Source organism: Streptomyces sp. NPDC096205 (genome assembly GCF_044763135.1).
In the GTDB taxonomy this organism is placed as follows: domain Bacteria; phylum Actinomycetota; class Actinomycetes; order Streptomycetales; family Streptomycetaceae; genus Streptomyces.
In genome coordinates, this window is sequence record NZ_JBIWFS010000008.1 from 99,658 (window position 1) to 121,908 (window position 22,251).

The following is a 22,251-nucleotide window of genomic DNA, read 5'->3' on the forward strand; positions in this document are numbered from 1 at the left end:
AACTACGATGGTGGGCGAGGTGATGACCGATGGCGGGCCGAGCGGCCGAACCGCATGTGATCTGGACCCGGCCCGAACGCACGGGCCGGGGGCCGAAGCCCGCGTACACCCGCGCCGACATCGCCGCGGCGGCGGTGCGGATCGCCGACGCCGAGGGGCTCGACGCGGTGTCCATGCGACGGGTCGCCGCCGAGCTGGGCTGCGGGACGATGTCGCTGTACAACTACGTGCCGCGCAAGGAAGACCTGTTCGAGCTGATGATGGACACGGCGGCGGGTGAGCACGCGCTGCTGGAGCCGACGGGGGACTGGCGGGCTGACATGCTGCGCATGGCGCGGCAGGGGCGCGCGTTGGTGCACCGGCATCCGTGGATGGTGCGGCTGATCTCGGGCGTCTACGGGTTCTCGCCGAACTCGCTGCGCTTTCTGGAGTGGTGCCTGACCTGCCTGGACCCGCTGGACGCGCCCTACGGCACCAAGGTCGAGCTGATCGCCATGGTGAACGGGGTCGTGGCGACGTCGGTCGCCAACGAGCTGGCCGTCGCCGAGCGGGCGCGGACACTGCCCTGGTCGGAGGAGCAGGAGAACGCGGTGCGCTCCGCTTATGTCGGCGGGCAGCTTGCGAGTGGGGAGTTTCCTCGGCTGGCGGCGGCCGTTGCTGAGGGCGGCGCGGGGGACGTGGATCTGGAGGCTGTCTTCGAGCGGGTGGTGGGGAGGGTGTTGGACGCCTACGCGCCGCGGGGGTGAGGTTCGGTCGCGGCTTGCCGTAGTGGGTGGTTGCTCGCGCCGTTCCCCGCGCCCCTGGGTTGCCTACACCAAGGTGAACTGACCCCCCGGACCCTCCTCCTCGTGGTCCAGGACCGAGGCCGGTATGCGGGCTGCGGGCGGGGGCGGGAGTACGCCTGCCTCTCGCAGGTCCTTCGTGGTGAGCGCGGACTTGGGCTCGGGGCGCTGAATCTCCGCCAGCAGCGCCAGTACGGTGATCAGCTCCAGGAGTTCCGATGTCCAGGACTGGGGCCAGGTGGAGGGGCGGACGGCGTCCAGGGTGGCGGGCGTCGGCTCCGCGGTCCGGGACGCGAACCAGGACTCCAGGACGCGCACCCCCTCCGCCTCGAAGTCCCACGCCTCGGGCGGCACCGGCGAGATGCGGCCCTCGTCGAGAGCCAGGGCCTCGTCGTCACGGTCGTAGGCGAGGGACAGCGGGCGGGACGGCAGCGGCGCGCGGACGTACGGGCGGCGGCCGCCCGGCAGTTTGGGGCGTTCCCCGTCGCGGCGCATCAGCCAGAGCAGGCGGCGGCCCGTGCGCACGCCCCGCTCCCAGGTGTCGGGGTCGTCCGGCAGGGGGACGGTGAGGTCGGGGCGGGCCGCGGCCATGATCCAGGCGAGCATGTCCTCCGGCGGGACCGGCACCCCCAGGCGGGCCGCCAGATGAGCCGTCAGGCCCGGGGCGAGGTTCGGTTCCTCGGCGCCGGGGCGGCGGTACAGCGGGCGGATGCGGCCGCGGCGCGTGAAGGGCAGCAGGGAGGTGGCCAGCAGGGGCAGGCCGGGGGTGTCGGCTGTCTCCACGACGAAGATCTGGCGTTCGTCCGCGACCCGCCACAGCTCCGGGCGGGCCGCGTCGAGCAGCCGGTGGTCGGGGATCAGCCACTGCTCGTCGAAGGGGGCGTGCAGGACACGGACCGGCTCGGGGCAGGGCCCGGACGCGCGCGCCAGCTTCTCCGTGCCGCCGCGCCGGCCCGGCAGCTGCCCGACGGCCGTGTGCAGCGAGCGGGAGCGGGTCGGGGCGAACAGGGCCTCGCGGTCCGGGCCCTCGGCCTTGAGCAGCGTCGCCCAGCGGCACCTCAGCGCGGCCGGGTCCGGCGCCACCGGCCAGGTGCGGCCCGGCCGCGGCGGTGCGACGGACCACGGCATGAGGTCCGCGAGCGGCGGAGCGTCGTCGTGCGTCACGCCCGGCATGGTACGACGCGCTCGGTGCGCCTCATGTGTGACTCAGTGCGCTTCCAGCGTGACCGTGAAGGAGAAGCGGTCGCCTCGGTAGTGGATCACCGCCACGTCCAGCACCCGGCCCGCGGTGTCGTAGGTGATGCCCGTGTAGTGCAGGATCGGGCTGAGCAGCGGGACGTTGAGCAGCCGGGCCGTCTCCGGGTCCGCGAGGCGGGCCTCCACCGTGTCGGTGATCCGGCTGATGTCCGCCTTGACCACGTCCCGCAGCACCTTGGTCATCGGCCAGCGCGCCAGATCGGCCGGATCGATACGGTCCGCCAGCTCGGGACGGACGTAGTTGCGGGCGTGGTTGGTCGGCTCACCGGTCTTCTCGTCGCTGCGCAGCCGGTGGTACGTCGCCACCTCGGCCAGATCCGGGAAGTGCTCGGCGAGTTCGGCCGGCGGGGCCGCGCGGCCGTGGTCCAGCAGCTCGGCGGCCATGCCGGACTGCTGGGCCACGATCGCGTCGACCGAGCCCAGCAGCCGCACCGGGGCGCCCCGCTTGACGCCCGGCTCGATGAACGTGCCCCGGCGGCGGTGCCGGCTGATCAGGCCCTCGTCCTCCAGCTCCTTCAGCGCCTGCCGCATGGTCAGCACGCTCACGCCGTAGTGCCCGGCCAACTGCTCCTCGGTGGGCAGCCGCAGCGGGTCCTGCGGCGAGCGGCCGAGTATCGAGGCGCGCAGCGACTGCGACACCTGGTACCACAGCGGCAGCTTGCGGTTCAGGACGATGGAGTCCGGGGCGAAGGAGGTCACGGGGCCATCCGTACCCTTTCGGGAATCTTCCGTGCAACCGGTTGACCGCTCGGAGCGCCGGGAAGTGCTCGGCGCCGGCGGAGTGCTCAGAGCGGACGGAAGTGCCGCTCCAGGCCCTGCCACACGTCGTCGTAGCGCTCCTGGAGGTGCTCGGCGCGGGCCGCGTGCGGGGTGAGGATGACCGGCCAGCGGGTCTCGAACATGAACGCCAGACCGTCGTCGATCTTCTGCGGCCTCAGCTCCGCCGCACTCGCCTTGTCGAACGTCTCCCGGTCCGGTCCGTGCGCCGACATCATGTTGTGCAGCGAGCCGCCGCCCGGCACGAAACCTTCCGCCTTGGCGTCGTACGCGCCCTCGATCAGGCCCATGTACTCGCTCATCACATTGCGGTGGAAGTACGGCGGCCGGAACGTGTCCTCGCCCACCAGCCAGCGCGGCGCGAACACCACGAAGTCGACGCCCGCGAGGCCCGGGGTGTCCGACGGCGAGGTCAGCACCGTGAAGATCGACGGGTCCGGGTGGTCGTAGGAGATCGTGCCGATGACGTTGAAGCGGCGCAGGTCGTAGACGTACGGCACGTAGGTGCCGTGCCAGGCGACGACGTCCAGCGGCGAGTGGTCGTAGGTCGCCTTCCAGAGGTTGCCGCAGAACTTGTTCACCACCTCCACCGGGCCCTCGACGTCCTCGTAGGCGGCGACGGGCGCGTGGAAGTCCCGGGCGTTCGCCAGGCCGTTGGCGCCGATCGGGCCGAGGTCGGGCAGCCGGAAGGCGGCGCCGTAGTTCTCGCAGACATAGCCGCGGGCCGACTCGTCGAGCAGTTCCACGCGGAAGCGGACGCCGCGCGGGATCAGGGCGACATGGCCCGGCTCGGCGTGCAGCAGGCCGAACTCCGTGCGCAGCAGCAGCCCGCCGTGCTCGGGGACGATCAGCAGCTCGCCGTCGGCGTCGCTGAACACCCGGTCCATCGAGGCGTTGGCGTGGTACAGGTGCACGGCCATGCCGGCGCGCTGCGTCACATCGCCGTTGCCGCCGAGCGTCCACAGGCCCGCCAGGAAGTCGGTGCCCTGCGGGGGCTCCGGCAGCGGGTTCCAGCGCAGCCGGTTGGGGTCCGGGACGGTCTGGGTGAACGGGCCGGTGCGCAGGGTGCCGTTGCCGGTGCGGGTGAAGGCCGGGTGCGCGGCCGACGGGTGGATCCGGTACAGCCACGAGCGGCGGTTGTGCGCCCGCGGCTCGGTGAACGCCGTCCCGCTGAGCTGCTCCGCGTAGAGGCCGAGCGGTGCCCGCTGCGGTGAATTGCGCCCCTGTGGCAGTGCGCCCGGGACGGCCTCGGAGCTGTGCTCGTTGCCGAAACCCGAGAGATACGACAGCCCCTCGGCGGTCTTCCGCGCGTCCGCGCTCATGCTCGCTTCTCCCTGCCGTCCGTATGCGTGGGTACTCATTCCTATGGTTCACCGTAGGATTCGCTCCGGGTGGGCGCAAGAGGGCCGCGTGATCTCGTCGGGTCCTCCTCTGTGGGGACGACGAGAACCAGACTTGAGGGGGATTCGAGGTGTCGGACCGGTGTTCTACGCTCACGGCCATGTCGTGGACGCGCAGACCCTTTGCCGCGCTCGCGGTCTGTGTCCTGCTGCTGACCGGATCCGCGGGCTGTGGCACCAGTGACGCCGAGGAGGGCAAGAACGGTGACTCGCCCCCGCCGGTGGGCCAGGTGCTCGAGAGCCAGGACGAGCAGGGGCGCCCCTATCGCCAGGTGGACGAGGAGGACGCCCCCGACGTCGGCATCGAGGTGCAGCCGGACAGCGGCGGCAGCTGGGACGTCCGCCTGGCCCTGAGCAACTTCCGCTTCTCGCCGCCCGGAGCCCCCGAGCAGGCGGCCGCCGGCCGCGGTTACGTCCGCCTCTACCTGGACGGCCGGCCCCTCGCCGAGCTGCGCGACCCCGACCACCGCCTCGCCGCCCGCCTGGTGACGCGCGGCACCCACCAGGTCACCGCACGCCTCTACGCCGACGACGGCACGGTGTGGGCCGTGGACGGGCAGCCGGTGGAGTGCACGGCGGACATCACGGCGTCGGGGCAGGAGTCGGCACCGGCGGCGTCCTCCCCGTGGGGCACCCCCTCGCGGGCGACGCCGTCCCCCGGCGTGAGTACACCCCAGGTCTCCCTCCGTATGAAGGGGCGTGGTTCATCCGACCCCGGCGGAAGGGCATCATGAAGTCCGTGTCCCACGCGACCTCGCTCCGCCGTGCCCCCGTGCAGCGGCGCAGTGCCGAACGGCTGACCCGGATCCTGGACGCCTGCGCCGACCTCCTCGACGAGGTCGGCTACGACGCCCTGAGCACCCGCGCGGTGGCGCTGCGCGCGGGCGTCCCCATCGGCTCGGTCTACCGCTTCTTCGGCAACAAGCGGGCGATGGCCGACGCCCTCGCCCAGCGCAACCTGGAGCGGTTCACCGAACGCGTCCGCGAGCGCCTTCAGGGCATCGCGGGCGGCGGCGACTGGCGCGCGGCCGTGGACGCCGTGCTCGACGAGTACCTGGCCATGAAGCGCTCCGCGCCCGGCTTCTCGCTCGTCGACTTCGGCAACCAGATCCCGGTCGGCTCCCGTGACGCCGAACCCAACCACCGGGTCGCCGAGCGGCTCACAGAGCTGCTCGCCGTCTTCCTGTCCCGGGAGCCCGACGAGGACATGCGGCGCAGCTTCCTGATCGCCGTGGAGACCGCCGACACCCTCGTCCACCTGGCCTTCCGGGTGGACTCCGAGGGCGACGAGCGGATCATCGCGGAGATGCGGCAGCTGCTGCGCGGCTATCTGGCCCGGCTGCTGGACTGACTTGCGCGGGTACCTGGCCCCGCTGCTGGACCGACCTGCGCGGCTCCCGGCCCCGCTGCTGGACCGACCCGGCCGGACCGAGCCCCGCCGCCACACCCCTCCCCTCCATGCCTACCGGTCGGTATGCTCGGCGTCCTGCCTGTGCGCCACCGCTGCCGCGACCCTTCCGGGAGGACCCGTGTCCCGCACCGCCCTGCGAATCTGCCCCCTGTGCGAGGCCACCTGCGGGCTGACCCTCACGATCGACGGAACCCGGGTCACCGGGGCCCGGGGCGACCGCGAGGACGTCTTCAGCCGTGGCTTCATCTGCCCCAAGGGCGCCTCCTTCGGCGCCGTGGACGGCGACCCCGACCGGCTGCGCGGCCCGCTCGTGCGCCAGGACGGCGAACTCGTCGAGGCCACCTGGGAGGAGGCCTTCGACGCCGTCGCCGCCGGACTGCGCCCGGTCGTCGAACGCCACGGCCCGCACGCGGTCGGCGTCGTGCTCGGCAACCCCAACGTCCACACCATGGCCGGCGCCCTCTACCCGCCCGTCCTGCTCGCCGCCCTCGGCACCCGCAGTCTGTTCACCGCCTCCACGGTCGACCAGATGCCCAAGCACGTCTCCAGCGGCCTGCTCTTCGGCGACGCGAACGCCATCCCCGTCCCCGACCTGGACCACACCGACCACCTCCTGCTGATCGGCGCCAACCCCCTGGAGTCCAACGGCAGTCTGTGCACCGCCCCCGACTTCCCCGGCAAGCTCAAGGCCCTCAAGGCGCGCGGCGGCACTTTCACCGTCGTCGACCCGCGCACCACCCGCACGGCCAGGCTGGCCGACCGGCACCTCGCGATCCGGCCCGGCACGGACGCGCTGCTGCTCGCGGCGATGACCTACGTCCTCTTCGAGGAAGACCTCACCGACCTGGGCGCACTCGAACAGCATGTGCAGGGCCTCGGCGAACTCCGGGACGCCGTACGCGACTTCACCCCCGAGGCGGTCGCCGAGGCCTGTGACATCGAGGCCCCGGTCATCCGCACCCTCGCCCGCGAACTCGCCGCCGCGCCCACTGCCGCCGTCTACGCCCGCATCGGCAGCTGCACCGTCGCCCACGGCACCCTGGCCAGCTGGCTCGTCGACGTCCTCAACATCCTCACCGGCAACCTCGACCGCCCCGGCGGCGCCCTCTTCCCGCAGGCCGCGACGGACAGGACGCCCCGGCCCGCCGGACCGGGCCGCGGCTTCGCGCTCGGCCGCTGGCACTCCCGCGTGAGCGGACACCCCGAGGCGAAGGGCGAGTTGCCGCTGTCCGCGCTCGCCGAGGAGATCGACACCGCGACCGAGGACGGCGAGCCGGTCCGCGCCCTGATCGCCGTCGCCGCCAACCCGGTGCTGTCCGCGCCCGACGGCGACCGCCTCGACAAGGCCCTGGACTCCCTGGACTTCATGGTCAGCGTCGACCCCTACCTCAACGAGACGTCCCGGCACGCCCACGTCGTCCTGCCGCCGCCCCCGCCCGCCCAGAGCCCGCACCACGACTTCGCCTTCAACACCCTCGCCGTGCGCAACCAGGTCCGCTACACCCGCCCCGCCGTCCCGCTGGAGGACGGCCGCATGGCCGAGACCGAGATCCTCGCCCGGCTGACCCTCGCCGCGACCGGCATGCACGGCGCCGACCCGGCCGCCGTGGACGCCATGGTCATCGACCAGACCCTCGCCAAGGCGGTCCGCGAGCCCCACTCGCCCGTCCACGGCCGTGACCCGCAGGAGCTGGCCGCCCAGCTCACCGGCGACACCGGCCCCGAGCGCCGGCTCGACCTGATGCTCCGCCTCGGCCCCTACGGCGACGGCTTCGGCGTACGACCGGACGGTCTGACCCTGGCCAGGCTGCTCGACCACCCGCACGGCATCGACCTCGGCCCGCTCCGGCCGCGCCTGCCGCAGCCGCTGAAGACCGTCAGCGGCAAGGTCGAGCTGCTGCCCGGCCCGATCGCCGCCGACCTGCCCCGTCTGAAGCAGGCCATGGCCGAACGCCCCGCGGGCCTGCTCCTGGTCGGCCGCCGCCATCTGCGCTCCAACAACAGCTGGATGCACAACGTCCCCGCCCTCACCGGAGGCACCAACCGCTGCACCCTCCACCTGCACCCCGAGGACGCCGAACGGCTCGGCGTCCGCGACGGCACGGCCGTACGCGTCAAGGGCGCCGGGGGCGAGGTGACCGTGCCCGTCGAGGTCACCGACGCCGTGCGCCGGGGCGTGGTGAGCCTTCCGCACGGCTGGGGCCACGACCGCCCCGGCACCCGCCTCGGCCACGCCGCGAAGGACCCCGGCGTCAACGTCAACCAGCTCCTCGACGGCCGCCTGCTGGACCCGCTGTCGGGCAACGCCGTCCTCAACGGAGTGCCGGTTCAGGTGTCGGCCTCGGCGTCCCTGTGAGCAGCGCAAAGCTGTGACCAGCAGTTTTGCGCTTATTGCTCGCACGTCAACGTCTTGTTAACGCCACTCGACGGCACCTAACGTCGCTCGCACCGCCGGCCCTGGTGGGATGTTCAAGGGCGAACGTTAGGTATCCACTCATGCTGACCATCCTCGGCTTCGCCATGATCGCGACCTTCCTGGTCCTGATCATGCTGAAGAAGATGTCGCCCATCGCGGCGCTCGTGCTGATCCCAGCGCTCTTCTGCGTGTTCGTCGGCAAGGGCGCCGAGCTGGGCGACTACGTCATCGACGGCGTCTCCAGCCTCGCGCCCACCGCCGCGATGCTCATGTTCGCGATCGTCTACTTCGGTGTGATGATCGACGTCGGCCTCTTCGACCCGATCGTGCGGGCCATCCTCAAGTTCGCGAAGGCCGACCCGATGCGCATCGTCGTCGGTACGGCCCTGCTCGCGGCGATCGTCTCGCTCGACGGCGACGGCTCCACCACCTTCATGATCACCGTCTCGGCGATGTACCCGCTGTACAAGCGCCTGAAGATGAGCCTGGTCGTGATGACCGGTGTCGCCGCGATGGCCAACGGCGTGATGAACACCCTGCCCTGGGGCGGCCCCACCGCCCGCGCGGCCACCGCCCTGAAGGTCGACGCCAGCGACATCTTCGTGCCCATGATCCCGGCGCTCGCCGTCGGCCTGCTCTTCGTGATCGTCCTCTCGTACGTCCTCGGCCTGCGCGAGCGCAAGCGGCTCGGCGTGCTGACGCTGGACGAGGTGCTGGAGGAGGAGACAGTGCTGGTGGGCGCGGGCTCGGGCGCTGCCGACAAGGCACGCACCGGCGGCGCGGGCTCCGGCGTCCTTGGTGCCGACGCCTCCGACGATGACGACGACTTCAAGGGCCTGGACCCCAACCGCCCCACCCTGCGCCCCAAGCTGCTGTGGTTCAACGCGCTGCTGACGGTCACCCTGCTCACCGCCATGATCATGGAGTGGCTGCCGATCCCGGTGCTGTTCCTGCTCGGCGCCGCGCTCGCGCTCACCGTCAACTTCCCGCGCATCCCCGAGCAGAAGGCCCGGCTGGCCGCCCACGCCGACAACGTCCTCAACGTCTCCGGCATGGTCTTCGCCGCCGCCGTCTTCACCGGCGTCCTGCAGGGCACCGGCATGGTCGACCACATGGCCAAGTGGCTGGTCGACATCATCCCGGCCGGCATGGGCCCGCACATGGCCCTTGTCACCGGCTTCCTGAGCCTGCCGCTGACGTACTTCATGTCCAACGACGGCTTCTACTTCGGTGTCCTGCCGGTCCTCGCCGAGGCGGGCGCGGCGCACGGCGTGACCCCGCTGGAGATGGCCCGCGCCTCGCTGGTCGGCCAGCCGCTGCACATGTCCAGCCCGCTCGTCCCGGCCGTGTACGTCCTGGTCGGCATGGCGAAGGTCGAGTTCGGCGACCACACCCGGTTCGTGGTCAAGTGGGCGGCCGTGACCTGCCTGGTGATCCTCGCCGCCGGTCTGCTCTTCGGCATCGTCTGACACATCCTGGGGAGGGATCCGACCATGAGGCCCGGGAAGGACCGCGGCTGGCTGCTCCGCCTCGTCATCGCCTTCGGCTTCGCCCAGGGGGCGGTGTCGATGGCCCGGCCCGCCGTGTCCTACCGGGCCCTGGCGCTGGGCGCGGACGAGACCGCGGTCGGTGTGATCGCGGGCGTCTACGCCCTGCTGCCGCTGTTCGCCGCCGTCCCGCTGGGCCGCCGCACCGACCACGGCCGCTGCGCGCCCCTGCTGCCGGTCGGCGTGGTGCTGATCTCCGGCGGCTGCGCGCTCAGCGGCCTGGCCGGATCGCTGTGGACGATGGCGGTGTGGAGCGGGGTGATGGGCCTCGGCCATCTCTCGTTCGTCATCGGCGCCCAGTCGCTGGTCGCCCGCCAGTCCGCCCCGCACGAACAGGACCGCAACTTCGGCCACTTCACCATCGGCGCCTCCCTCGGCCAGCTGATCGGCCCGGTCGCGGCCGGCGCGCTGATCGGCGGCCCCGACATGGCGGGCAGCAGCGCGCTCGCGCTGTTGGTCGCGGGTGCGGGCGGCGCCGCCGCGTTCACCTCGCTGTGGCGCATCGAGCACCGCCGTACGACGCCCAAGTCCGGTGCCGGGCAAGGCGTCCCCGTGCACCGCATCCTGCGCGCCAGGGGGGTGCCGGCCGGCATCCTCATCAGCCTCTCCGTGCTGTCCGCGACCGACATCCTCACCGCCTACCTTCCGGTGGTCGGCGAGCACCGGGGCATCGCCCCCTCGGTGATCGGCCTGCTGCTCAGCCTGCGCGCGGCCGCCACGATCGCCTGCCGGCTGGTGCTGACGCCCCTGCTGCGGCTGCTGGGCCGTCGCGCGCTGCTGATGGTGACGTGCCTGCTGGCGGCGGCGCTGTGCGCGGGCGTGGCCCTTCCGGTGCCGGTGTGGGCGCTGGCCGTGATGCTGGCCGCGCTGGGCTTCTGCCTCGGCGTCGGCCAGCCGCTGTCCATGACGACGGTCGTGCAGGCCGCTCCGGACGGCGCCCGCTCCACCGCCCTCGCCCTGCGCCTGACCGGCAACCGCCTCGGCCAGGTCGCCGCGCCCGCCGCGGCGGGCCTGATCGCCGGGGTCGCGGGGGTGGCCGCGCCGTTCGTGATGCTCGGCGTGTTGCTGCTGCTCTCCTCGGGCGTCGCCCTGCGCGCACCGGCCAAGCCCGCCGAGGAGGCCTCCGGCGAGTTCGCCGAACCCCGTCGGACCGGGGCGTCCTTGGGCCGGAAGAGCGACAACTGACGGGGCGTAGGGCGCGGGTCCCGCTCTTCGCGGCGGATATGTGACAAAGAGTCAGAACACGAGTGATTCGTACGACAATCAGTCTGACTCGGAGGATTTCGCATGCCCACCCTGCCCACCACGTGTCTGCCACGCCGCGCCCGAGCGCGCACCGCCGCCCTCGCGGCCCTGACCCTCGCCGGGAGCGGCCTCGCCGGAGCGATCCCCGCCTTCGCCCAGCCCGGCGACAACGGGGACGTCAAGATCCACGCGGTGGGCACGCCCTTCGTCGACCAGCGCAACGAGCCGAAGGTCTGCGACTTCTACCTCGCGGCCTTCAACTTCGACCCGGGCGAGAGGGTCACCTGGACCATCAAGACCCAGCCTCCGATCCCGGGCGGTGCGGAGCTGCCCAACGCGGTCTACCCCGACAACACGATCACCATCGACGCGAGCGGCATGGCCCAGAGCATCCCGCTCGGCCTGCCCAACGGGCAGTACAAGCTCACCTGGACGACCAGCGAGGGCAATGGAGCGGGCAAGTTCAAGGTGTTCAAGGTCTCGTGCCCGGTGTCCAAGCCCACCGCGCCCCCGACCGGCCCCGGCGTCCCGCCGCACGGCGGTCCGCCCGCTGGCGGTGGCGGGCTCGCCCGTGACGCCGCCTTCGCTCCGGTCGCCGGTGCCGCCACCGTGGGCCTCGCCGCGGTCGGCGGGGTGATGTGGTTCCGGCTCCGTCGTCGCCCGCATGGCGCGTAGGCGCATCCGCAGGCCCTGGTACCGGACGCGCGCCTACCGCCTGACGAGGACGGTCGTGATGACCGTCTCGCTGGTGGCGGGCGGCGTCTGGTGGGCCCAGGGCGAGGAGCCCGGCGGGGCGGTCGACACCGCCCAGCCGGGCTCCCCGGCCCTGTCCGCCACCGGCGACCGCACCGACGCACGCGGGGCACCGCGCGACGGCGCCCGGGACCCCGAGGACCAGGCCCGGGACCGCCGGACCCCGCACGCACGCGAGGCCGGGAAGCGGGACCCGCACCGCGGGGGTGAGCGGGAGAGGGGGGCCGGGGAGCGGGGTGCACGAGGTGCACCGGGCGCCGGAAAGCGGGATGCGCGTGGCGCCGGAACCCGCGACGCACGGGGCACCGGGAAGCGCGATGCGCGCGGCGCACGGAGGCTGGATGCGCGTTGCGTCGGGAAGTCGGACGCGCGTGGCGCAGGGAAGGCTGATGCGCGTGGCGCCCTGGCGCCGGATGCACGTGGTGCCCGGAAGGCCGATGCGCGTGGTGTCGGGAAGTCGGCTGCGCGTGGCGCCCTGGCGTCGGACGCGCGTGGTGCCCGGAAGGCTGATGCGCGTGGTGTCGGGAAGGCCGATGTGCGTGGTGCCGGGAAGCCGGACCCGCGTGCCGCCCGGAAGGCTGATGCGCGTGCCGGCCGGAAGGCCGATGTGCGTGGTGCCGGGATGTCGGACCCGCGTGCCGCCCGGAAGGCTGATGCGCGTGCCGGCCGGAAGGCCGATGTGCGTGGTGCCGGGAAGCCGGACCCGCGTGGCGCCCTGACGTCGGACACGCGCGGTGCCCGCAAGGCCGATGCGCGTGGCGCCGGGAAGCTGGACCCGCGTGCCGCCCGGAAGTCGGACCCGCGTGGCGCCCTGACGTCGGACACGCATGACCCCCGGAAGCCCGATCCGTGTGGTGTCGGAAAGCCGGATGCGCGTGGTGCCGGTAAGCCGAATACGCATGGTGCCGGAAACCCGCATGCCCGCACCACCGGAAACCCGCACACGCGCGACACGGAAAACCCGCACACGCGCACCACCGGAAACCCGCACACGCGCGACGCCCGCAACCCCAACCCGCACCGCTCGGCGCAGCAGGACCCGAAGCCGTCCCCGCGCCCCTCGCGGCCGCGGAAGGCCTCGCCTGCCGTGCCCACGCTGCGCCCCCTGCCGCGCTCCCGCGCGACCCGCCTCACCATCGACTACATCGGCGTGGACGCCCCGGTCATGAGCCTCCACCTGGACAGCCGGCGGCAGCTGCCCGCGCCGCCCGAGGACGAGGCCAACCTGGTCGGCTGGTACGCGGACGGCCCGTCCCCCGGGGAGCAGGGCACCGCCGTGGCCGTCGGCCACCTCGACACCGACACCGGCCCCGCGGTCTTCGCCGGCCTCACCGAACTGAAGCGCGGCCGCCTGATCGAGGTGAAGCGCGCCGACGGCCGTACCGCCGTCTACTCGGTCGACGCCATCCGGTCGTACGAGAAGGACCGGTTCCCCAACCGGGAGGTGTACGGCGCCCGGGGCCGCCCCGAACTGCGGCTGATCACCTGCGGCGGCAACTACGACCGCAGGAACGGCTACTCGGGCAATGTCGTCGTCTTCGCCCACCTCGTCGAGACCCGCGGGCCGCGCGCCGCCGCCGCCCGGCGCTGAATGCTGAATTCGGACGTCCGCTTTCTCACCTGGTGGACCATCGCGTCCGATCCTGCCCGATCTCTTCCCCCGGCCGCGCCGGTTCCGTTAACTTCCGGGACCCACAGGCCCCGTACGACCCGCACGGGGCGTCCGACCGCGGAGCACCAGCGCCCGAATGAGCCCCCGGGGGCACCCCTCATGACACGCGCCATCTCCCTGCACGACGTCAGCAAGAGCTACACCAAGGGCACCCGTGTGGTGGACCGGCTGACACTGGACATCGCCTCCGGCGAGTTCCTCGTCCTGCTCGGCCCCTCCGGCTGCGGCAAGTCGACGGTCCTGCGCATGATCGCCGGTCTGGAGGAGATCGACGAGGGGCGCCTGCTGCTGGACGGCGAGCAGGCCAACGATCTGCCGCCGGCCGGCCGGGACATGGCGATGGTCTTCCAGAACTTCGCGCTGTACCCGAACATGACCAGCCGCGACAACATCGGCTTCCCGCTGCGTATCGAGTCCCCCGGCGCGGACCACCGCCCGCGCGTGGACGCCACCGCCCGCATGCTGGGCATCGAGGACCTCCTCGACCGCTTCCCCCGCCAGCTCTCGGGCGGCGAACGGCAACGGGTCGCCATGGGCCGCGCGGTCGCCCGTCACCCCTCCGCCTTCCTGATGGACGAGCCGCTGTCCAACCTGGACGCCAAGCTCCGCAACCACCTGCGCGCGGAGATCGCCCGGCTCACCCGGGAGCTGGGCGCCACCACCATCTACGTCACCCACGACCAGGCCGAGGCCATGTCGCTCGGCGACCGGGTCGCCGTGATGCGCGGCGGCGTCCTGCAGCAGGTGGGGACGCCCCGCGAGGTCTACGCCCTGCCCCGCAACGTGTTCGTCGCCGCCTTCATCGGCACGCCCCGCATCAACCTCCTGCGCGGCCTGGTGCGGGCCCCGATCGGCGGGGCGATGACCATCAGCCTCGGCAAGCAGTACCTGCGGCTGCCCGAACCCCTGTCCCTGGACCACCAGATGCTGCGCGTGCAGCAGGGCCGCGAGGTCATCGTGGGCCTGCGCTCGGAGGCCCTCCGCTTCGCCGAGGCCTCGGCCGCCCGGCCCGGCGAGGTGCCGCTGGTCGGCCTGGTCGAGCATGTGGAGTTCCAGGGCCACGAGGTGCTCGTGCACGTCAACACCGGCTCCAGCCCCGCCGTCGTACCGGACCTGGAGGCCCCGCGCCCGGTCCGCCGTACCCGGCGCCGCCGCGAGGGCGCCACGGTGGTGGACCGGCTGCGCCGCGAGGGCGGCACGGTCGTGGACCGGCTCCGGGAGCGGGCGGGCGCGCTGCGGGCGGGCCCGGTCGTGGTGCTGGACGAGCCCGCGCACCGGCGGCCCGAGTCCGGCGAGCCCTTCGCGGCTCCCCAGGGCCGCATCCCCGGCGACCTCATCGTCCGCACCACCCCCGACCTTCACCTGCGGTACGGCATGCAGGTGCCGCTCCTGGTCGACCTGGCCCACCTGTTCGTCTTCGACCAGGACGGCGAGCGCATCTGCCCGGCCCCGGCCCGTCTGGCGGGCCTGGAGGAGTGAGGCGGACTCGCGGCCGACCGGGCCCATCTCACATCGGCGCGGCGCCCCAGGTGGCGTAGCCTCTCGCCGGGATGCCTCCGGCGCGGGCGTGGCCTCACCGCCGGATGCCTCTGGCGCGGGAAAACTATCGCCGCTAGTTTGGCTTCCCGGATGTCGCCGCGATCTCGGGAGGTAGGCCGATGAAGGCCCAGGACGGCATGTACATCGACGGCGCCTGGCGCCCCGCCGCGGGCCAGGGCGTGATCGACGTGGTGAACCCGGCGGACGAGCAGGTCGTCGCCCGGGTTCCCGCGGGAGACGCCGAGGACGTGGACGCCGCCGTACGGGCGGCCCGCGCGGCCCTGCGCGGCTGGGCGGCCACGCCCCCGGCCGCCCGCGCCGAACGGCTCGCCGCGCTGCGGGACATACTGATCGCCCGCAAGGACGAGATCGCCGAGACCATCACCGCCGAACTGGGCTCGCCGCTCGCCTTCTCGCAGAACGTCCACGTCGGCGCCCCGATCGCCGTCGCCAGCTCCTACGCCGAACTGGCGGCGACGTACGCCTTCGAGGAGAAGGTCGGCAACTCCACCGTCTTCCAGGAGCCGGTCGGTGTGGTCGCCGCGATCACGCCCTGGAACTACCCGCTGCACCAGATCGTCGCCAAGGTCGCCCCCGCCCTCGCGGCCGGCTGCACGGTCGTCCTCAAGCCCGCCGAGGACACCCCGCTGACCGCCCAGCTCTTCGCCGAGGCCGTCCATGAAGCAGGCGTCCCCGCGGGCGTGTTCAACCTCGTCACCGGCCTCGGCCCGGTCGCCGGCCAGGCCCTCGCCGAGCACCCGGACGTCGACCTGGTCTCCTTCACCGGCTCCACGGCCGTCGGCCGGCGCATCGGCGCCCTCGCGGGCGGCGCCGTGAAGCGGGTCGCCCTGGAGCTGGGCGGCAAGTCCGCCAACGTGATCCTGCCCAGCGCCGACCTCGCCAAGGCCGTCAGCGTCGGCGTCGCCAACGTCATGGCCAACTCCGGCCAGACGTGCAGCGCCTGGACCCGCATGCTCGTCCACACCTCCCGCTACGAGGAGGCCGTCGAGCTGGCCGCGGCCGCCGCCGCCAAGTACGGCGACCGCATCGGCCCGCTCGTCAACGCCAAGCAGCAGGAGCGGGTGCGCGGTTACATCGACAAGGGCGTCGCCGAGGGCGCGCGCCTGGTCGCGGGCGGCTCCGAACCCCCGCGCGAGCAGGGCTTCTTCGTCAGCCCGACCGTCTTCGCGGACGTCACCGAGGACATGACCATCGCCCAGGAGGAGATCTTCGGCCCGGTCCTGTCGATCATCCGCTACGAGGACGAGGCGGACGCCCTGCGCATCGCCAACGGCACGATCTACGGCCTGGCCGGCGCCGTCTGGGCCGGTGACGAGGCCGAGGCGGTCGCCTTCGCCCGCCGCATGGACACCGGCCAGGTCGACATCAACGGCGGCCGCTTCAACCCGCTCGCCCCCTTCGGCGGCTACAAGCAGTCCGGCGTCGGCCGTGAGCTCGGCGCACATGGCCTCGCCGAGTACCTCCAGACCAAGTCACTGCAGTTCTAGGAGAGTTGCCCGTCATGGCCGTCCGTGCCGCCGTACTGCCCGCCGTCGGTGCTCCGCTGGAGATCACCGACATCGACCTCCCGGACCCCGGTCCCGGCCAGGTCCGTGTCCGCCTCGCCGCCGCCGGTGTCTGTCACTCCGACCTGTCCCTGACCAACGGCACCATGCGCGTCCCCGTCCCGGCCGTCCTCGGCCACGAGGGTGCCGGCACGGTCGTCGCCGTCGGCGAGGGCGTCACCCATGTCGCCCCCGGCGACGGCGTCGTCCTCAACTGGGCCCCGTCCTGCGGCGCCTGCCACGCCTGCACGCTCGGCGAGGTCTGGCTGTGCGCCAACGCCCTGGGCGGCGTCGCCGACGTCTACGCCCGCACCGCCGACGGCACCGACCTGCACCCCGGCCTGAACGTCGCCGCGTTCGCCGAGGAGACCGTCGTCCGCGCCGCCTGCGCCCTGCCCGCACCCGCCGGCATCCCGCTCACCGACGCGGCCCTCCTCGGCTGCGCGGTCCTCACCGGCTACGGCGCGGTCCGCCACTCCGCCCAGGTGCGCGAGGGCGAGACGGTCGCGGTCTTCGGCGTCGGGGGAGTGGGCCTGGCCGCCCTCCAGGCCGCCCGGATCGCAGGCGCGTCGAAGATCATCGCGGTCGACGTGTCCCCGGCCAAGGAGGAACTGGCCCGCGCCGCGGGCGCCACCGACTACGTCGTCGCCTCCGAGGACACCCCCCGCGCCGTCCGCGCCCTCACCGCCAAGCAGGGCGTGGACGTGGCCGTCGAGTGCGTCGGCCGCGCGGTCACCATCCGCGCCGCCTGGGAGTCCACCCGCCGCGGCGGCCGCACCACCGTCGTCGGCATCGGCGGCAAGGACCAGCAGGTCACCTTCAACGCCCTGGAGATCTTCCACTGGGGCCGCACCCTCTCCGGCTGCGTCTACGGCAACACCGACCCGGCCCGCGACCTCCCGGTCCTCGCCGAGCACGTCCGCGAGGGGCGCCTGGACCTGTCGTCGCTGGTGACCGAGCGGATCACCCTCGACGGCATCCCGGCGGCCTTCGACAACATGCTCGCGGGCAAGGGCGGCCGCGCCCTGGTCGTCTTCTGATCCCCGACGCCCCGCACCCCGGCCTCGTAACGACGCCGGGGTGTCGGGCGTATCCCGGGACCCGTCACACCGGGCACCCGGGACCCTTGGTCACACCGAGGCGTCGGCGCCCTGGGGCCGAGGCTCCGGCGCCGCGGCCCGGGGCCGGGAGCGCGACACCGCCACGCCCGCCAGACACAGTGCACCGCCCGCAAGCGTGAGCGTCCCCGGCACCTCGCCGAGCGCCGCCCACGACATCACGACGACCAGCGCGGGCACCGCGTACGTGGTCGCCCCCATCCGTCCGGCGCTCGTCCGGGCGAGGGCGTAGGCCCAGGTGGTGAAGGCGAGCGCGGTCGGGAACACGCCCAGATAGACCATGTTGAGGGTGGCCCGCAGCGGCGCCTCGCCCGCCTCCCGCACCAGCTGCCCCGCGAACGGCAGGCACATCACCGCCCCGACGGCACACCCGAACGTCGTCACCTGCAGCGCGCTCGCCCGCCCCAGCGCCGGCTTCTGCGCGACCACGCCGGCCGCGTACCCGACCGCGGCGAGCAGACACAGCACCACCCCGAGGACCGAGGACCCACCGCTCCCCGACATCGAAAGACCGACGGCCACCGCCCCGGCGAACGACACCGCCATCCCCGCCACCAGCCGCGGCGGCATCGCGTCCCCGAGCACCCTGGAGGCCAGCAGGGCGATGAGGATCGGCCCGATGTTCACCACCAGCGCGGCCGTCCCGGCGTCCACCTGCTGCTCGGCCCAGTTGAGGGCGACCATGTAGAACCCGAACCACAGCACCCCGGACAGGGCGATGCCCCGCCAGGCACTCCGGGGCGGCAGCCCCTCCCGCCGTACGGCCCACAGGACGCCGAGGACGAGCACCCCGGAGAGCAGCCGCCCCAGCGCGAGCGCGCCGGGGGAGTAGGCCGCCCCCGCACTGCGGATGGACACGAAGGCCGACGCCCACAGCACGACGGTGACACACGCGGCCGCGGCCGCCAGAAGTTCGCTGCGACGCAGTCGCTTCACCGAAGAATCCCGCTTTCCACTCCGAGCAGGTCGCAGAACGCCCGCTCACCCTCGTCGGTCACTTTCACGGCGCGCGCGGACCCGATCCGCACGCACCACCCCGCCGCCAGCGCGTGCCGGCACAGTGCCGCCCCGGCCACCCCGGCGAGGTGGGGCCGGCGCTCGGTCCAGTCGAGGCACCCCCGCGCCAGCGGCCGCCGCCCGCCCCGGTCCAGGGCGATGCCGGCCGCGTCGAACCACGCGAGCCCGGCGTCGGTGAGCGCGAACCCGGCGTCCTGGCGCAGCAGTCCACGGGAGGTGAACGCGTCGGTGAGCGCGATGCCGAGCCGCCCGGCGAAGTGGTCGTAGCAGGTACGGCCGCGCGCCATGGCCGAGCCTGCGCCGGCCTCCCGCAGACCACGGGGCCGTGCCTGCGCCCCGGCGCCCACCCGAGCGGCGAGATCCTCCACCAGCTGCGCGACCTCGGTCGAGGCCAGCCGTACATACCGATGCCGCCCCTGCCGCTCCTCCGTCAGCAGCCCGCCGGCGACCAGCTTGCCCAGATGCTCACTCACCGTGGACGCGGCGACGCCCGCATGCCGAGCCAGCTCGCCCGCCGTCCAGGCCCGCCCGTCCAGCAGCGCCAGCAGACACGCGGCCCGGGTCTCGTCGGCGATCAGCGCGGCGAACGCGGCGAGCCCGGCCGCCTGCGGATCTTTCATGCTCATGGGCCCAGCATGCGACAGGAACGCTTCGGCCCCCACCGAAATATCAGACGGCCCCCGCCACCTGCTCGTACTGCCGCTCCAGCCCGTCGAGCAGCGCGGTCAGTCCCGTCTCGAAAGCCCGCTCGTCGATCTTCTCCTGGAGCTCGGAGAGCAGATGGGCCTGCCCGAGGTGGGGGTAGTCGGCGGGGTCGTAGGCGCTCTCGTCGTCCACGAAGCCGCCCGCGAAGGAGCCGAGCGCGGAGCCCATGATGAAGTACCGCATCAGCGCCCCGATGGAGGTGGCCTGCGGCGGCGGCCAGCCCGCCTCGACCATCGCGCCGTAGACCGCGTCGGCGAGCCGCAGCGCGGCCGGGCGGCGGCCGGGGCCGCGGGCGAGGACCGGGACGATGTTGGGATGGTCGCGCAGGGCGGCCCGGTAGGAGACGGCCCAGTCGTGCAGCGCGGTCCGCCAGTTCCGGCCGTCGTCGAACATCGACAGGTCGACCTGGGCGCTCACCGAGTCGGCGACGGCCTCCAGGATCTCGTCCTTGGTCCTGAAGTGGTTGTAGAGCGAGGGCCCGCTCACCCCCAGCTCCCCGGCCAGCCGACGCGTGGAGACGGCCGCCAGGCCCTCCGTGTCGACGAGTTCCCGCGCCGCGTCGACGATGCGGTCGGTGCTCAGCAGGGGCTTGCGCGGTCGGGCCATGGCGCACATAGTAGGGCTGCACCAGGAAACTAGCGGTGCTAATTTAAATGTGCAGCTTTCAAGGTCCTTTCTCTGTGGGGTGATCGCGTGGTGAACCTGGCGCTCAGCGAGGAGCAGACCGCCGTCAGGCAGCTGGCCCGGGACTTCGTGGAGCGCGAGATCGCCCCGCACGTGGTCGCCTGGGACCGCGCCGAGGAGGTCGACCGCGGCATCGTGAAGAAGCTCGGCGAGGTCGGCTTCCTGGGCCTGACCATCGACGAGGAGTACGGCGGCTCCGGCGGCGACCACCTCGCGTACTGCCTGGTCACCGAGGAGCTGGGCCGCGGCGACTCCTCCGTGCGCGGCATCGTCTCCGTCTCCCTGGGCCTGGCTGCCAAGACGATCGCCGCGTGGGGGACCGAGGAGCAGAAACGTCACTGGCTGCCCGGGCTGACCTCCGGCGAGTACGTCGGCTGCTTCGGCCTCACCGAACCGGGCACCGGCTCCGACGCCGGCAACCTCACCACCCGCGCGGTCCGCGACGGCGACGACTACGTCATCAACGGCACCAAGATGTTCATCACCAACGGCACCTGGGCCGACGTCGTCGTGCTGTTCGCCCGCTCCACCGACGCCCCCGGCCACAAGGGCGTGACCGCCTTCCTCGTCCCCACCGACACCCCCGGCCTGACCCGCCGTACGATCCACGGCAAGCTCGGTCTGCGCGGCCAGGCCACCGCCGAAATCGTCCTTGAGGACGTCCGCGTGCCCGCCTCCGCGATGCTCGGCGAGGAGGGCAAGGGCTTCTCCGTCGCCATGTCGGCGCTCGCCAAGGGCCGGATGTCGGTGGCGGCCGGCTGCGTCGGCATCGCCCAGGCCGCCCTGGACGCGGCCGTGCGCTACGCCCAGGAGCGCGAGCAGTTCGGCAAGCCCATCGCCCGGCATCAGCTGGTGCAGGAGCTGATCAGCGACATCGCCCTCGATGTCGACGCGGCCCGGCTGCTGACCTGGCGGGTCGCCGACCTGATCGACCGGGGGCAGCCCTTCGCCGTGGAGTCCTCCAAGGCCAAGCTGTTCGCCTCCGAGGCCGCCGTGCGCGCGGCCAACAACGCCCTGCAGGTCTTCGGCGGCTACGGCTACATCGACGAGTACCCGGCCGGCAAACTCCTGCGCGACGCACGGGTGATGACCCTCTACGAAGGCACCAGCCAGATCCAGAAGCTGCTCATCGGCCGTGCGCTGACGGGGGTTTCGGCGTTCTGAGGCGTTCTGAGTACCGGGCTGAGTAGCTGAGCGGATGTGGCGCGGGTCAGGGTGGCCGATGCTCGTGCCCATGAGTGACACAGCGGACAAGCCGCAGAACACAGCCGCCTTCTACGGCCAGGCCGTCGCCTCCTTCGCCGTCGCCATGGCCGCCACCGCCGTCGGCATCTTCAAGCTGGAGGCCGACGCCTGGGTGCGGGCCTTCCTGGCGATCGCCGTGCTGTACCTCGTCACCTCCGCCTTCACCCTGGCCAAGGTGATCCGGGACCGGCAGGATGCCGAGCGACGCTCCTACCATCCGCTCGAGCGGCTCTGAATCCGTTCGGCGCAGCGTCGACCGGCTGCTCTAAGCGCCCGCTCACCCACAGGGGTATGGTGGTGTCCCTGTCAGCGAGAGGGGCGAACCAGCGATGAGTACGGCGGAGGAGACGACCGGCGGCGAGCCGCAGGCGTGGGACGAGGTCACGCCCGACGCGGCCCGGCGACTGCTCGTGGCCGCGGTGGAGGCCTTCGCCGAGCGCGGTTATCACGCCACGACCACCCGCGACATCGCCGGCCGCGCGGGCATGAGCCCGGCCGCGCTCTACATCCACTACAAGACCAAGGAAGAGCTGCTCCACCGGATCAGCCGGATCGGCCACGAGAAGGCCCTGGAGATCCTGCGTACGGCGTCCGCCCGTGAGGGCAGCGCCACCGAGCGGCTCGCCGACGCCGTCAGCTCCTTCGTCCGCTGGCACGCGGGCGGCCGTACGACCGCCCGGGTCGTGCAGTACGAACTGGACTCGCTCGGCCCCGACGCCCGCGCCGAGATCCTCGCCCTGCGCCGCCAGGTCGACGGCGAGGTGCGCGGCATCATCCAGGACGGTGTGGAGTCCGGCGAGTTCGACGTGCTCGACGTCCACGGCACCACCCTCGCCGTGCTCTCCCTCTGCATCGACGTGGCCCGCTGGTTCAACGTGGACGGCCCGCGCACCCCGGACGAGGTCGGCGCGCTGTATGCCGACCTCGTGCTGCGGATGGTGGGCGCGGGCAAGTGAGCCGCCTGGCTCGGTGGGGCGGGAGGTGGTCCGCCCGGTTGGGTCCGGCCGTGCCCGGGTCGGAGGTGGTCCGCCCGGCCGAGCCGAAAGCAGTCCGCCTGGCCCCCTCGGCTCGGAGGTAGTAGCGGGGGGCCGGAGGTGGTCCGCTCGGCCCGGTCGGGC

The 22,251-nt window shown here is 72.9% G+C and carries 21 protein-coding genes; 14 read left to right on the forward strand and 7 right to left on the reverse strand.

Annotation, left to right across the window (positions count from 1 at the left end):
• Positions 1-29: 29 nt before the first annotated feature.
• Entirely contained in the window at positions 30-746 is a 717-nt protein-coding gene (locus ACIQ6Y_RS27760; RefSeq protein WP_404042753.1) for a TetR/AcrR family transcriptional regulator, read from the forward strand.
• 63 nt (positions 747-809) lie between these two features.
• On the opposite strand, the gene ACIQ6Y_RS27765 is transcribed toward ACIQ6Y_RS27760, so the two are convergent.
• From ACIQ6Y_RS27765 to hmgA, 3 genes are all read right to left on the reverse strand, one after another.
• Entirely contained in the window at positions 810-1,955 is a 1,146-nt protein-coding gene (locus ACIQ6Y_RS27765; RefSeq protein WP_404042754.1) for a type ISP restriction/modification enzyme, read from the reverse strand.
• Between the two features lie 33 nt (positions 1,956-1,988).
• Positions 1,989-2,738, reverse strand: coding sequence for a GntR family transcriptional regulator (locus ACIQ6Y_RS27770; RefSeq protein ID WP_404042755.1), 750 nt, complete (start codon positions 2,736-2,738; stop codon positions 1,989-1,991).
• A gap of 86 nt (positions 2,739-2,824) precedes the next feature.
• Positions 2,825-4,138 carry a homogentisate 1,2-dioxygenase gene (gene hmgA / locus ACIQ6Y_RS27775; RefSeq protein ID WP_404042756.1) on the reverse strand — a complete coding sequence of 438 codons (1,314 nt, stop codon included), beginning with the start codon at positions 4,136-4,138 and terminating at the stop codon, positions 2,825-2,827.
• 179 nt (positions 4,139-4,317) lie between these two features.
• Here hmgA and ACIQ6Y_RS27780 point away from each other — a divergent pair, with 179 nt between their 5' ends.
• The 6 genes from ACIQ6Y_RS27780 to ACIQ6Y_RS27805 all read left to right on the forward strand — a co-directional run bounded on the left by ACIQ6Y_RS27780 (position 4,318) and on the right by ACIQ6Y_RS27805 (position 11,510).
• Entirely contained in the window at positions 4,318-4,950 is a 633-nt protein-coding gene (locus tag ACIQ6Y_RS27780; RefSeq protein WP_404042757.1) for a hypothetical protein, read from the forward strand.
• The gene (locus ACIQ6Y_RS27785; protein WP_404042758.1) at positions 4,947-5,567 is read left to right on the forward strand and encodes a TetR family transcriptional regulator; all 621 of its coding nucleotides are present in this window, start codon (positions 4,947-4,949) and stop codon (positions 5,565-5,567) included. The genes ACIQ6Y_RS27780 and ACIQ6Y_RS27785 overlap by 4 nt, the downstream gene beginning before the upstream one ends.
• Positions 5,568-5,745: 178 nt before the next feature.
• Positions 5,746-7,983, forward strand: coding sequence for a molybdopterin oxidoreductase family protein (locus tag ACIQ6Y_RS27790; RefSeq protein ID WP_404042759.1), 2,238 nt, complete (start codon positions 5,746-5,748; stop codon positions 7,981-7,983).
• A 104-nt stretch (positions 7,984-8,087) separates the two neighbouring features.
• Entirely contained in the window at positions 8,088-9,512 is a 1,425-nt protein-coding gene (locus ACIQ6Y_RS27795) for a CitMHS family transporter (protein ID WP_404042760.1), read from the forward strand.
• Between the two features lie 24 nt (positions 9,513-9,536).
• On the forward strand, positions 9,537-10,775 hold the full coding sequence (locus ACIQ6Y_RS27800) for an MFS transporter (protein WP_404042761.1): 1,239 nt from the start codon (positions 9,537-9,539) through the stop codon (positions 10,773-10,775).
• Positions 10,776-10,886: 111 nt separating this feature from the next.
• Positions 10,887-11,510, forward strand: coding sequence for a hypothetical protein (locus ACIQ6Y_RS27805; protein ID WP_404043369.1), 624 nt, complete (start codon positions 10,887-10,889; stop codon positions 11,508-11,510).
• Between the two features lie 33 nt (positions 11,511-11,543).
• Here the strand turns inward: ACIQ6Y_RS27805 and ACIQ6Y_RS27810 are convergent, their stop codons facing one another.
• Complete coding sequence (locus ACIQ6Y_RS27810) at positions 11,544-11,672, reverse strand: hypothetical protein (RefSeq protein ID WP_404042762.1); 129 nt, start codon at positions 11,670-11,672, stop codon at positions 11,544-11,546.
• Between the two features lie 1,003 nt (positions 11,673-12,675).
• Between ACIQ6Y_RS27810 and ACIQ6Y_RS27815 the strand changes: the two genes are divergently transcribed.
• The 4 genes from ACIQ6Y_RS27815 (at position 12,676) to ACIQ6Y_RS27830 (ending at position 17,404) form a co-directional block, all read left to right on the forward strand.
• Positions 12,676-13,179 carry a class F sortase gene (locus ACIQ6Y_RS27815; protein ID WP_404042763.1) on the forward strand — a complete coding sequence of 168 codons (504 nt, stop codon included), beginning with the start codon at positions 12,676-12,678 and terminating at the stop codon, positions 13,177-13,179.
• A 180-nt stretch (positions 13,180-13,359) separates the two neighbouring features.
• A complete protein-coding gene (locus ACIQ6Y_RS27820) occupies positions 13,360-14,739 on the forward strand; it encodes an ABC transporter ATP-binding protein (protein ID WP_404042764.1) in 1,380 nt (459 codons plus the stop codon).
• Between the two features lie 179 nt (positions 14,740-14,918).
• On the forward strand, positions 14,919-16,307 hold the full coding sequence (locus ACIQ6Y_RS27825; RefSeq protein WP_404042765.1) for an aldehyde dehydrogenase family protein: 1,389 nt from the start codon (positions 14,919-14,921) through the stop codon (positions 16,305-16,307).
• Positions 16,308-16,321: 14 nt separating this feature from the next.
• Positions 16,322-17,404: a Zn-dependent alcohol dehydrogenase gene (locus ACIQ6Y_RS27830; protein WP_404042766.1), complete on the forward strand. Its 1,083-nt coding sequence runs from the start codon at positions 16,322-16,324 to the stop codon at positions 17,402-17,404.
• A gap of 90 nt (positions 17,405-17,494) precedes the next feature.
• On the opposite strand, the gene ACIQ6Y_RS27835 is transcribed toward ACIQ6Y_RS27830, so the two are convergent.
• Genes ACIQ6Y_RS27835 through ACIQ6Y_RS27845 form a run of 3 tightly spaced genes read right to left on the reverse strand, consistent with a single transcriptional unit; the run spans position 17,495 to position 19,810 of the window.
• Complete coding sequence (locus ACIQ6Y_RS27835; RefSeq protein WP_404042767.1) at positions 17,495-18,418, reverse strand: DMT family transporter; 924 nt, start codon at positions 18,416-18,418, stop codon at positions 17,495-17,497.
• On the reverse strand, positions 18,415-19,125 hold the full coding sequence (locus ACIQ6Y_RS27840; protein WP_404042768.1) for an ArsR/SmtB family transcription factor: 711 nt from the start codon (positions 19,123-19,125) through the stop codon (positions 18,415-18,417). The genes ACIQ6Y_RS27835 and ACIQ6Y_RS27840 overlap by 4 nt, the downstream gene beginning before the upstream one ends.
• A 43-nt stretch (positions 19,126-19,168) precedes the next feature.
• Positions 19,169-19,810: a TetR/AcrR family transcriptional regulator gene (locus tag ACIQ6Y_RS27845; RefSeq protein ID WP_404042769.1), complete on the reverse strand. Its 642-nt coding sequence runs from the start codon at positions 19,808-19,810 to the stop codon at positions 19,169-19,171.
• Positions 19,811-19,900: 90 nt separating this feature from the next.
• Here ACIQ6Y_RS27845 and ACIQ6Y_RS27850 point away from each other — a divergent pair, with 90 nt between their 5' ends.
• The 3 genes from ACIQ6Y_RS27850 to ACIQ6Y_RS27860 all read left to right on the forward strand — a co-directional run bounded on the left by ACIQ6Y_RS27850 (position 19,901) and on the right by ACIQ6Y_RS27860 (position 22,089).
• On the forward strand, positions 19,901-21,052 hold the full coding sequence (locus ACIQ6Y_RS27850) for an acyl-CoA dehydrogenase family protein (protein WP_404043370.1): 1,152 nt from the start codon (positions 19,901-19,903) through the stop codon (positions 21,050-21,052).
• Positions 21,053-21,122: 70 nt separating this feature from the next.
• Positions 21,123-21,368, forward strand: coding sequence for a YiaA/YiaB family inner membrane protein (locus tag ACIQ6Y_RS27855; protein ID WP_404042770.1), 246 nt, complete (start codon positions 21,123-21,125; stop codon positions 21,366-21,368).
• A 94-nt stretch (positions 21,369-21,462) separates the two neighbouring features.
• Complete coding sequence (locus tag ACIQ6Y_RS27860; protein ID WP_404042771.1) at positions 21,463-22,089, forward strand: TetR/AcrR family transcriptional regulator; 627 nt, start codon at positions 21,463-21,465, stop codon at positions 22,087-22,089.
• The last annotated feature ends 162 nt before the right edge of the window (positions 22,090-22,251 follow it).

Bases quoted from the DNA above. Each gene is read 5' to 3' on its own strand.
- hmgA (WP_404042756.1), bottom strand. From the start codon at position 4,138: ATGAGCGCGGACGCGCGGAAGACCGCCGAGGGGCTGTCGTATCTCTCG.
- ACIQ6Y_RS27845 (WP_404042769.1), bottom strand. From the start codon at position 19,810: ATGGCCCGACCGCGCAAGCCCCTGCTGAGCACCGACCGCATCGTCGAC.
- ACIQ6Y_RS27830 (WP_404042766.1), top strand. From the start codon at position 16,322: ATGGCCGTCCGTGCCGCCGTACTGCCCGCCGTCGGTGCTCCGCTGGAG.
- ACIQ6Y_RS27825 (WP_404042765.1), top strand. From the start codon at position 14,919: ATGAAGGCCCAGGACGGCATGTACATCGACGGCGCCTGGCGCCCCGCC.
- ACIQ6Y_RS27820 (WP_404042764.1), top strand. From the start codon at position 13,360: ATGACACGCGCCATCTCCCTGCACGACGTCAGCAAGAGCTACACCAAG.
- ACIQ6Y_RS27780 (WP_404042757.1), top strand. From the start codon at position 4,318: ATGTCGTGGACGCGCAGACCCTTTGCCGCGCTCGCGGTCTGTGTCCTG.
- ACIQ6Y_RS27785 (WP_404042758.1), top strand. From the start codon at position 4,947: ATGAAGTCCGTGTCCCACGCGACCTCGCTCCGCCGTGCCCCCGTGCAG.
- ACIQ6Y_RS27860 (WP_404042771.1), top strand. From the start codon at position 21,463: ATGAGTACGGCGGAGGAGACGACCGGCGGCGAGCCGCAGGCGTGGGAC.
- ACIQ6Y_RS27765 (WP_404042754.1), bottom strand. From the start codon at position 1,955: ATGCCGGGCGTGACGCACGACGACGCTCCGCCGCTCGCGGACCTCATG.
- ACIQ6Y_RS27800 (WP_404042761.1), top strand. From the start codon at position 9,537: ATGAGGCCCGGGAAGGACCGCGGCTGGCTGCTCCGCCTCGTCATCGCC.
- ACIQ6Y_RS27840 (WP_404042768.1), bottom strand. From the start codon at position 19,125: ATGAGCATGAAAGATCCGCAGGCGGCCGGGCTCGCCGCGTTCGCCGCG.
- ACIQ6Y_RS27760 (WP_404042753.1), top strand. From the start codon at position 30: ATGGCGGGCCGAGCGGCCGAACCGCATGTGATCTGGACCCGGCCCGAA.
- ACIQ6Y_RS27855 (WP_404042770.1), top strand. From the start codon at position 21,123: ATGAGTGACACAGCGGACAAGCCGCAGAACACAGCCGCCTTCTACGGC.